This window comes from Allobosea sp. P2_B12 (genome assembly GCF_056404835.1).
In genome coordinates this window covers 1-10,262 of record NZ_JBFUDG010000021.1, presented here as the reverse complement: position 1 = coordinate 10,262, position 10,262 = coordinate 1, and the positions used below count along the sequence as shown (strand labels likewise).

Here is a 10,262-nt window from a genome sequence, read left to right as displayed (position 1 = left end):
CTTCATCTCCGACGGCATCAGGCCCGCATACTTCTTACGCCAGTTATAGAACGTCGCGTCCGAAATCCCGGCTTTCCGACAGACCTCTGCGATCGGCACGCCACTCTCAGCCTGCTTCAAAACGAACGCGATCTGCGCCTCGGTGAACTTCGATGCCTTCATGGAACTCTCCTCGTCCCGATCCCGGGATCATAAGTGGAAAATTCCAGTTCGGACTGGCCGAGTTTTCGGGGAGCACGTCAAGTCCCACAACATAGTCGATGGCCGCTTGCGACGCTCGTTCGTGGGTGGCCGGCGCAGTGCTTCGTTTCTGTTGCAAATATTGGCCTACCGCATGCTGGACCAGCTCCCGCGCCGGTGTGTCCCCAAGCCGCAGCTGTCGAGCCATCCCAGCCCGATGTCGCTCGAGCTCTGCCTCTTCGTCCGTAGTTCGATTGACCTTGGCCGCAAGCGCGACATAGCGGATCAATTCCGCCTCAACCGCCGGATCCTCCGTGGTGAAGAGACCAAACAGGTCCGAGGTCAATAGCTGCTCAACCGAGAGCCCTTGAACGTTCGGTAGGTCTTTAATTAGCTCAACCCTAGATCCTTCCGGGTCAGTTAAGACTTCCCGGCGGAGGACCCGCACTTCGCCGTCGTACATTCCCCGTAATGTGAGCGGGTCATGCGTGGTGGCGATAAATTGAACCTGCGGCAAGGCGCTACGCAGCCTTCGCATGATCCACATCTTCCATCTCGGATGAAGATGTGTCTCCACCTCATCGATGAGAACAATTCCTTGCGCTGTTTCGAGGTAACGCCAGTAGCGAAGCATTTCGCGCATCACGTCCACGCTCATTGCCACCGTCGTCTTGTATCCATCGCTGAGGCGATCGAGAGGCGAAGCATTTCCGTCTAACTGGAACATGATCTCGCCTTCGGTCTCATGGCCCGCTGCGGGTCTTTCGACGAACGCCTCATCCGGCAACGCGAGCAGCTTACGAAGAGCAGCGATGCTTTCATTGTAGCTGCTATCGGTGCAATATTTCAGCCAAGGTGACGGATTGGTGATGATAGCGGTTGGGTCGATGAGAGTTTTCACCCGCGCCGAAGGCGCGCGGGGCCGTCTGGTGCCTTTGCCTTCCGCGAAGAATCGACGGGGTCCATACCCGAGCATCACCATAGCAGGAGCCTCGGTTCCCTCGAACTCTCCTGTGCGTGGATTAATCTTGAGGCGCTGAACGATACCGGGTTTCTCGAAATATACGGTGATTTCAGTTGCTTGTTGAGCAGGAGACAGTTGCCAGTCGTTATCGCGCCGGAGAAACTCTCGGCCCCTCAACCCAAGCTTCTTTATTTGTGTCGTACCGAGCAGTGCGAGGGCAATGGCTTGCAGGATTGTGCTCTTGCCCGTTGCATTTTCACCGAGGATCATCAAAGCGCCAGCTCGTCGATCTTCCTCGCTTGTTTCGGTCGGGATATCGAGATCGAGTTCCTGCAGTGTGCGAAAATTACGTATTTCAACCCGCTTCACGCGCTCACGAGCGTAGGCCGGTAGCGCCTCTTTGCCAGGGTACCGGTTCGGAGCCATGTGAGAAGGTAAGACGGGTGCGGGCTCCAACGGGCTCGATCGCTCCTCATCGAGGATCCCTCGACTGACGGCTTCTTCCAAACCACCCTGGCTGATTATGACAGGCAACCCGTCCGCACCTATTTCGATTTCCAATCCCGACTTGCGCAGGCGCTCCCACAGGTTACGAATCGCAGCGCGGCAGACCGCAGTATAAGGCTCGGTGCCATCAACTCTGTTCCGCAACCGCAATAGAAACGGTGCAAGCATATCTCCTGAGAGAGTCATTTGAAGGAATTCGTTCGCAAGCAGGGTTGCTTCGACCCAAGCTTGACGACGGGCTTTTACGAGTCCCTCTCGGACATTGAGACCAAGGACCTCGATTGTAGTTTCGCCCCGGTCGCTTAGCGAGCGACAACTGCCATCGGAACGAAACGAGAGATGCTCATCGGGACGATCGTAACAAGGGTCAAGCAGGAGCGGTTTTTCGAACTCACGGCACGTAGCAACATCAGCCATCAGCGGTGCGCGAGAACCCTTGACTGGAAAGTGCTCGGCCTTGCCGGCCCTGCCCTCACGATAGGACCGGTTCCGATTACAGTCGATGCAAGCTATAAGAAGGTTGTCCCAGTCATATGCAAGCCATGCGTAATAAAGTTGATTGCGTTCGGCCGTGAGCGATCGCGCTCCTTGTTTAGGACGGAAATGTTCTACGTCGCCCGATTGGTTCGAGAGTATCCCGGTCTCGCAATAGGCGCATTTGCCCTTGAAGAGACGAAAGAGATCAGGTCTAGCTGTCAAATATATCATTGGCTCAAATGTTATTCGAAGTTGTTCCAGGTGATCAGGTGAGCTTGATGACAGTAGATGTCGAATTTTTGCGCGCGCTACTTCGGCGCGTGATGAAACCAGAATCTCTGGTATCGTTGCAATCGAGCGATCTACAAAAATCATATTAACTTCACAGCTTTGATAGGAAACGAGGCGAGAGAATTGTACAGAATGTAAAGCTGAATACTTAATTCATGACCGGGTACGCGGCGCGAGTGGTGCCCCCCCGCGTCATTATTAACTATGGACTGAACCACGCGTTGGTCCATTTCGCATGGCCGGCGCGGGCGAACAGCAGGCTGAGTATGAGCCCGGCTGGTCCTACGCCGACAATATCGCAGCCGGCGTGGACGTCTCGCACCGAGAAAAAGCCCCGTTAGCGCCACGGTAAGCTCCGATAGAATTCTTGGACCAGGGCATACATCTCGTCGAAGTCCGGCAGGGTGCCGATCTCGACCTCCATGGTGTGCCAGTTGGCCTGGGCTAGCCGTTTGATCTCGGGATCTTCGAATGTGTTGCGGTCCACGGCGACGTCGCGAGCTCCGGATTTTTTCAGGAATGCGTCCAGAACCCGTGCCCGGGCGTCATCATCAAGCGGGACGTGCTGAATCAACCAGGCGATATCGTAGACGTCCTGGCGCCGCTGGCGCTTCCGGATCACCTGCTGGACCAAGGCCCGCAGTTTCTCGGCGATTAGCTCCTCGAGGCTGTAGGCGTGAACGGTTCCTTCGGTGTGCCCCACCTCGAGAACCTGGACGTTGATCACCGGCTCCTTGAAGGAGATGTCGACGCCCAGCACTTCGCTCGCCTGGCCTTTGTCGAACCATTTGGCGGCGCCGGTGCCCTTCTCGGCGATGCCGATGGTCATCTGCAGTGCTGACCCGTGGGCGGTTTCAAAGGTCTTGCCGGGTTCGCGGGAGATCTTCTGGACCCGCATAAGCAGGTCCAGATAGCCCAGATCGACCGCGGCTGACGACATTGCCTTGTCGAGATTGTCCCGGATCTCACTGGCGAACGGCTCTGGCGGGACCGCCGCCGTGAAATCCACGTCGCCGGTCTGACGGCTGCTGCCGTAGAACGCGGACATCAGGATGCCACCCTTCAAATAGAGGGCGTCACGCAGCTCCGGTGTGCGGGCAACCGCATGCAGGAGGATATGGGTGACCTGGCGCTGACGATGACGCACTGGGTCGGCCGTGACGGCATCGACCCAGGCGTCAAGATCAGCCGGCGGTGGGGAGGAATTCGGATTCGACATTCAAGGAGAGCATCCACTTCTCCGAGAAGATTGCCAAGTAGGGCGCGCCAGAGTCGAGCTTGCGGGAGCCGCCTCTTTGGGCAAATTTCTGCCAGGCGTCGATCCGGGGGTCCCGGGCTTCCGCCAGGGTCTCAAGAAGATACCCGGCCCGCACCTTGATGATGCTCTGGTCGTGGCCGTCGACCGCTTTGATGATCTCGTCCAGGTAGGTCTTGGACTCCCCTGCCCACACCTCGAGAGCGTGGTTGATGCCGCCGCAGAGTTCCGGCCGGTCGATCATCTGGACGAACACTTCGCCGATCGCCGGTATGCGGGCGAAGGACCCTCGGATTGGCCTCAGTTCGGTTCGATGTTTGGTCGTGTGCTTGTCGAGCGCCCGCCCACGCAGCATTTCGGGCAAATCGATCTTTTCCAGCGGCATGCGGGTCGGCGCGCCCAGCTCGAAGCGCTCGTCGATCTGCACATGCGCATAGTCTTTGGCGATTTTGGCATCGCGCTGCTCACGCCAGAGCTTCACCTCGGGGGTGGATATGACCAGGCCGGCCGGGCTCCGGTTGGTCAGTCCATAGCGCTGCATGGCAGACAAATGGGACAGGTAGCAGAACGGGTCGACCAAGGCGCTGATCTCTTCGGCGCTGGCATCCGGCACATCGGCTATGCGCAGCACTTTATAATGCTGACCGCCGGAACTGGGATCGCGAGGCTCGCCGTCATTGACGCCCGGGTAGAAGTCCTCGTCTGGCCGCGCGTACCGGCCTTTGAGCAACGACCGGATGCGGCTTCGCAGGGTGTCTCGATTGGCGACGCTGGAGCTTTTGACCTGCCGGATCGGTACCCCGTCCACGGCCTTGTCGCTGATCAATTGGCGGAGAATCAAGAATAAGGCATACTCGGTGACTACCGGTCGCTGGTTCGCGACAAGCGCTTTTCTCAGAGCTGCGTCAATTCCAATCACGTGTGCCCGCCGCTAATGTCCTGAGGACATTAGCGGCGGGCACACTGGGTGTCAATGAATCATTCTCAGCAGGTAAGTCATTGAAATTGCTGAAAATGATCGTTTTTACTGCTCTCTAGTATTAAATGTCCTCAGGACATTTAATACTAGAGAGTCTGATAAACATAGATAGCGTTGTCAAGTGGCCTTGTCAAGGGAAATTCAAAATTTTTTAAACTGAACGGACTGCGCCCTAGAATCGAGCGGCAATTGTCGCGCGAGACTCGGGATCTGTATGTTGTCGGATGCCCAAGGTAGCAAGTGAGCTAGGATTGCTGCGTCTCGGGGCCGTACCGAGGCACGAGCAGGGAGCATGACGTGACGTATCGCTTCGTCCATGCGGCGGACATCCATCTGGATTCACCGCTGCGCTCGCTTGCGCTGCGCGACGCGGACCTCGCCGACCTGATCGGAAACGCCACCCGGCGCGCCTTCGTGCGGCTCGTCGATCTATGTCTCGACGAACAGGTCGATGCGCTGCTGCTGGCCGGCGATCTCTATGATGGCGACCAGACCTCGATGAAGACGGCAAGGTTTCTGGCCGAGCAGCTTCGCCGACTGCACGAGGCGGGCATCCGTGTCTTCATCATCCGCGGCAATCATGACGCGCTGTCGCGGATCAGCAAGGAGCTGACCCTGCCGGAGTCGGTGAAGCTGTTCGGCGGCCGCGCCGAGGCGATTGCGATCGAGCGGAGCAACGGCCAGTTTCCCGTCGCGATCCACGGACTCAGTTTCGCACAGTCCCATGCCCCCGAAAGCCTGATCGGCAAATACAGGCCGCCGGTCGAGGGCGCCGTGAATATCGGCCTGATGCACACCAGCCTCGCCGGCGCGGCCGGCCATGATCTCTATGCGCCGTGCAGCCTGGCTGATCTGCAGGGCACCGGCTTTCGCTACTGGGCTCTCGGTCATATCCACAAGCGCTCGGTCATCGAGGGCGGCTGCGCGATCGTGATGCCCGGCATGCCGCAGGGCCGCGACATCAACGAGGCCGGCGCCAAATCCGTGACCCTGGTCACGCTCGGCGACGATCGCTCGATCCGGATCGAGGAGCGCGTCACCAGCATCGCGCAGTTCGAGAGGATTGCCGTCGATGCGACGGGGATCGACTATTGGCGCGATCTTGTCGCAGCGCTGGCGCGAGGGCTGGAGCAGGCGCGCGGCGACGTCGCCTCGGAACATCTCGTCGCCCGTTTGCGGGTGACGGGAGCGACGCCGCTGGCCTGGCGCATTCGGCGCGATCTCGATCTCCTCAAGACGGAGGCTGACGATCGGGCGTCCGTCATCGGGAACTGCTGGGTCGAGAAGCTTGAGGTCGACTGCCGGGCGCCCGGTATGGTGGCCGGCTCATCGGCCGATCCGCTCACCGAACTGCGCCGCCTGATCGATGAGGAGATCATCGGCTCCGACGCCTACCAAGCCGAGGTCGCGGCCATCGCAGAGGAGCTGAGAACCCAGCTTCCGCAGGAATGCCGCGGCCTGCTCGGGTCAGACGAGGAGGCGTTCAAGGCCACGATCGCCGCGCTGGCGAGGGATGGCTCCGAGGATGTGCTCGCCCGGCTTCATGCGGGTGCGGAAGGCGGCGTTTCCTGATGCGCCTGAAGTGCCTTGATCTCACGCGCTACGGCAAGTTCACCGATCATCGCATCGATTTTGGCGAGCGGGTGGAAGGCCAACCCGACCTGCACATCGTCTACGGACCAAACGAGGCGGGCAAATCGACGGCCCTGGCCGGTTTTCTCGATCTCCTCTTCGGGATCGAGACGCGCAGCCGCTTCAACTTCATCCATCCCTATCCGACGATGCGCATCGGCGGGACACTGGAGCTTGCAGGGGGGCCCCAGCAGCTCGTTCGGATCAAGCGGCCGCAGAACAGCCTGCTCGATGCGCGCGACCAGCCGATTCCTGAGGGCGTCCTCCTGGGAGAACTCGGTGGCATCGATCGTGAATCCTATCGCACGATGTTCTCGCTCGACGATGCGACGCTGGAGGCGGGCGGCGAAAGCATCCTGTCGAGCAAAGGCGATCTCGGCCAGCTCCTGTTTTCCGCAAGCGCAGGCCTGGCCGATCTCAGCAAAGGCCTCGTCGATCTCAAGGCCGAGGCAGAGGGCTTCTACAAATACCGCGCCCGCAGCGGCGAGCTTTCGGAGCTCAAGGCCCGTCTCGGGGAGCTCAAGGCGGAGCGGGAGCGGATCGACACCCTGGCGTCCGACTATGCCCAGCTGATTGAGGCGCGCGATCGAGCTGCCGTCCAGTACGAAGAGGCGATCGTCAGCCGCGGCAAGATCCAGGCGCGCATGGACGAGATCCAGCGTCATCTGAATGCCTTGCCGCGCCTGACGGATCTGCGCGCGCTCCGTCAGCGCATCGCGCCTTTGGCCGATCTTCCCGACGCTCCGCGCGGCTGGGCCGACGAACTGCCGCAATTGCAGAAGGACGAGATCGAGCTCGGCATTCGCGCGCAAGGTCTTACCGAGGAGATCGCGGAACTGTCAGCGCAACTCGATGCGATCGTGGTCGACGAGACGGCGCTGCGGCTGGCCGACAAGGTCGAGCGGCTTACCGATCTCCGCGCCCGCCATGTCACAGCCGAGAAGGATATCCCGGAGCGCCGCCTGCAACTGCGCGAGGCGGAATTCGCGATCTCCACGATCCTGGGCCGCATCGAGCGGACCGGAGAGGCAGATCCGCATAGCCTTGTTTTGGGAGCTTCTGTCGTGGGCGCTCTTCGCGCCCTGATCGAGACGCGCTCGGGCATCGAGGCCGCGCTGAGATCGACTTCCAATGAGCTGTCCGAGACTCGTCGGCGATTGGACGAGGCACAGGCGAGATTGCGCGAGGCCGGCGGCGACGCGGAGAGGGGGCAGGGGCGAGAGACGCAGATGTCAGCGCTCGCGGCGACGGTTGCGGCGGCGCGGGCGGACGACCATGCGGCGCGCCGCCGGCTGGCCGAACGGGCTCGGGATGCCGCCCGCGCGACGTTGGCGGATCGCCTCCGCGAGCTGCGGCCCTGGAACGGTGACGTCGATGAACTCGTCGATCTGCCTGCTCCCCCTGCGGCTGAGATACAGCGCTGGACGCTGGCGATCGCTGAGACACAGAAGCGGATCGATCAGCATGCCGGCGAGGTCGAGCGCCTGACGACGGAGCAGATCCGCCTGACGGCCGAGCTGGACGCATTCAGCGGAATCTCAGGTCTTGTCTCTGATCAGGAAGCTGCGAGCATTCGTGCAATCCGGGAGCAGGCCTGGGCCGCTCATCGTGGCAAGCTCGATACTGCTTCCGCCGATGGTTTTGAAGCGGCGTTGCGGCGTGACGATATCGTCACAAGTGGGCGCCTCGGTCATCTGGCGGATGTCGCAAAACTCCATCAGGTGAGCCAGTCCCTGGCCATTGTGAAGGCAGAGTGCCATCGCGAAATCGAACTCCAGGACGCCGCAGCAACGACTATGCAGGGCCTCCAGCGCGAGATCGCGGCGGCCGTAGCTGTGACATGCCCTTCGTTGCCGGACGGCATCTCCCTACCTCTGTTCGAAGCCTGGCTCGGCCGTCGTGACAAGGCGCTGGAGTCGCGGGCGCTTGTCCGTGCGACCGAGAGCGATCTCCGAGAGGCGGATGCCGACGCCGTGGCTGTGCGGGATAGGCTGGCCGCTGCGCTCAGCGTGGCTGGTTTGCCGAAGGGCGCCGATGCTGGCTTTGAGGCGCTGCTCGCAGCGGGGCAGGGGGCGCTCGACCGGGAGGTCGAGCTGAAGGCGTTACGTGCCATTGTGGATGAGCGGCAGCGCGACCTGGCGGACCGCGAACGCGAGCTTGAAAAGGCCACCGAGGCCGACCGGGACTGGAACGCCTCATGGACCAAAGCCTGCTCGGCCTGTTGGCTGGGACAGGGCGGCACAGCGCCGACGCTCGCGGCCGTTCGCGAAATCCTCGCGGCCATCGCTGAGCTCGGTCCGGTGCTGGAGAAGAAGGCCAGCCTCGTCGACCGGATCGGCAAGATGGAGAAGGATCAGACCGCATTCCGCGATGAGGCTGAAGCGCTCGCAAGTGAGATGGGGGTCGTTGCTGCGTCGGGCGATATCCTCGACTTGGCGCAGGCGGTCAGCGCTCGGATTCAGGAAGCCCACGCCGAACGCACGCGGCGGGCGACCGCGGCCCAAAACCTCGAGGCTGCTCGGACCCGGCAACGCTCGCTCTCCGAGACCTTGGCAGTTCACGATCGCCGCAAGACGCAGGTGACCGCGTTCTTCAGCGTCGCGACCTTGGCGGAGGTCTCAGGCAAGCTGTCGGCCATCGAGAAGAGGGGAGAATTGGCGGCGCAGGCCGAAGCCGCAGAGCGGGACATTCTCGCTGCGCTTCGGCTGCCCACGATAGACGAGGCGGAAGCTGCCCTCGATCTCGCCGATCACACTGCCCTGGAGGCTGAGCTTGTTGAGCTGAAGGCCCGCTTCGGTGATCAGGATCAGCGCAGCCGAGACGCGTTCTCTGTCCACAGCAAGGCGCAGGACCGGGTCGAGGCCGTCGGCGGCGATGGCGCGGTGGCGAAGATCGAGGAGGAGAAGCGTACGCTGCTGCTCGACATCGAGGATCGCGCGCTCCGCTATCTCCGGCTGAAGCTTGGCGCTGCAGCGGCCGAACAGGCGCTGCGCGCCTATCGCGACCGGCATCGCAGTTCGATGATGGCGAGAGCCTCTGAGGCCTTCGCGACGATCAGCCGTGGCGCCTATACCGGACTCGCCGCCCAGCCGGAGAAAGACGGCGAGATCCTGATCGCGCTGGCGGCGGGCGGAGGCTCGAAGGAGGCGGCGGGGCTGTCGAAGGGCACGCGTTTCCAGCTCTATCTCGCGCTGCGCGTCGCCGGGTACTACGAATTCGTCGCCTCGCGGCAGCCGGTGCCGTTCATCGCCGATGACATCATGGAGACGTTTGATGATTTCCGTGCCGAGGAGGCGTTCCGGCTCTTCGGCGAGATGGCTGGGGTTGGGCAGGTGATCTACCTCACCCATCATCCGCATCTGTGCGAGATCGCGCGGCGGGTGTGCCCGGGTGCTAGGATTCATGAACTGACTGCACGCCTGCAACGATAGTAAGATTGCTTGCGCACGCCGATCTCTGGACGTTAGTCACATGCACTTCCTCGCAGAGCCTGTCTCTGCTTCGGTGCCGTTTATCAGCACCCGCCATTCTCCTAGACGCAGGAATCCGAATGTCCGAGAATCATGAAGAGCTACTGGAACTGACGGCTTCTATCGTCGCGGCCTATGTGAGCCACAATAATGTTCCTGCTATTGACGTGGTCGGCCTCATCGCCAGCACTCATTCCGCGCTGGCGAAGCTCGGCAGCGCGCCGGCAGCGGCGCTGGCGGAGCCACTCGTACCCGCTGTCTCGATCAGGAAATCGATCACCCCAGACTTCCTGATTTGCCTGGAAGACGGCCAGAAATTCAAATCGCTGAAGCGTCATATCGGGAATAAATATGGGCTGACGCCGCAGGAGTACCGCGTAAAATGGGGCTTGCCAGCCGACTACCCGATGGTCGCTCCCAGCTATGCCGAGGCGCGGTCAGTATTGGCAAAATCGATTGGGCTTGGGCGCAAGCCAGCGGCGGCCCCAGTCCCGGCCCCCGGCCCCC

General features: G+C 61.4%; 7 protein-coding genes. 3 read left to right on the top strand and 4 right to left on the bottom strand.

What is annotated here, in order from left to right:
- From AC1DYU_RS25930 to AC1DYU_RS25915, 4 genes are all read right to left on the bottom strand, one after another.
- On the bottom strand, positions 1-162 hold a 162-nt coding region (locus AC1DYU_RS25930), incomplete at its 3' end, for a transposase (protein ID WP_476794116.1).
- Positions 107-2,503 (bottom strand): AAA family ATPase, encoded by a 2,397-nt coding sequence (locus tag AC1DYU_RS25925; protein WP_476794115.1) that lies wholly within the window; start codon positions 2,501-2,503, stop codon positions 107-109. The genes AC1DYU_RS25925 and AC1DYU_RS25930, both read right to left, overlap by 56 nt.
- 253 nt (positions 2,504-2,756) lie before the next feature.
- Positions 2,757-3,638, bottom strand: coding sequence for a nucleotidyl transferase AbiEii/AbiGii toxin family protein (locus tag AC1DYU_RS25920; protein ID WP_476794114.1), 882 nt, complete (start codon positions 3,636-3,638; stop codon positions 2,757-2,759).
- Entirely contained in the window at positions 3,604-4,500 is an 897-nt protein-coding gene (locus tag AC1DYU_RS25915) for a hypothetical protein (protein ID WP_476794113.1), read from the bottom strand. Before AC1DYU_RS25915 ends, AC1DYU_RS25920 begins: the two co-directional genes overlap by 35 nt.
- Positions 4,501-4,950: 450 nt before the next feature.
- On the opposite strand from AC1DYU_RS25915, the gene AC1DYU_RS25910 reads away from it, so the two are divergent.
- The 3 genes from AC1DYU_RS25910 to AC1DYU_RS25900 all read left to right on the top strand — a co-directional run.
- Positions 4,951-6,225 carry a metallophosphoesterase family protein gene (locus tag AC1DYU_RS25910; RefSeq protein ID WP_476794112.1) on the top strand — a complete coding sequence of 425 codons (1,275 nt, stop codon included), beginning with the start codon at positions 4,951-4,953 and terminating at the stop codon, positions 6,223-6,225.
- Complete coding sequence (locus AC1DYU_RS25905) at positions 6,225-9,716, top strand: AAA family ATPase (RefSeq protein WP_476794111.1); 3,492 nt, start codon at positions 6,225-6,227, stop codon at positions 9,714-9,716. The genes AC1DYU_RS25910 and AC1DYU_RS25905 overlap by 1 nt, the downstream gene beginning before the upstream one ends.
- A 119-nt stretch (positions 9,717-9,835) precedes the next feature.
- Positions 9,836-10,262, top strand: a 427-nt coding sequence (locus AC1DYU_RS25900) for a Ros/MucR family transcriptional regulator (protein ID WP_476794110.1), incomplete at its 3' end; no start/stop codon positions are given.

What these genes read in the sequence shown, in the direction of transcription:
- AC1DYU_RS25925 (WP_476794115.1), bottom strand. Translation starts at nt 2,503, where the DNA reads ATGATTTTTGTAGATCGCTCGATTGCAACGATACCAGAGATTCTGGTT.
- AC1DYU_RS25920 (WP_476794114.1), bottom strand. Translation starts at nt 3,638, where the DNA reads ATGTCGAATCCGAATTCCTCCCCACCGCCGGCTGATCTTGACGCCTGG.
- AC1DYU_RS25905 (WP_476794111.1), top strand. Translation starts at nt 6,225, where the DNA reads ATGCGCCTGAAGTGCCTTGATCTCACGCGCTACGGCAAGTTCACCGAT.